The following is a 310-nucleotide window of genomic DNA, read 5'->3' on the forward strand; positions in this document are numbered from 1 at the left end:
CATTAACTACATTAACTCCATTCGAAATGGAAATGGTTGAAGAAACAGCACAGGTCTATAAACAGCGTTTAATCGATATCAGTTGGTTTATGCGGGCATTAAACGAGCCTATTGCTCGACAAGCCAATAAAGAAGATAAATGCACGGGGCACTTTTGGGAAGGACGCTTTAAATCACAAGCGCTACTCGATGAAGGGGCATTACTTGCTTGTATGGCTTATGTAGATTTAAATCCAGTGCGTGCGGGCATTGCTCCAACACCTGAGCAATCGAATTTTACCAGTATTCAACTGCGTATCAAAGCAGCCAT

1 protein-coding gene is annotated in these 310 nt (G+C 42.3%); it reads left to right on the forward strand.

Annotated features, from left to right (window positions below; all coding sequences use genetic code 11):
- A partial coding sequence (locus H4J56_RS19420) for a transposase (RefSeq protein WP_404842656.1) occupies positions 1-310 on the forward strand: 310 nt, incomplete at both ends.

This window comes from Colwellia sp. BRX8-4 (genome assembly GCF_014077345.1).
In the GTDB taxonomy this organism is placed as follows: Bacteria; Pseudomonadota; Gammaproteobacteria; order Enterobacterales; family Alteromonadaceae; genus Colwellia_A.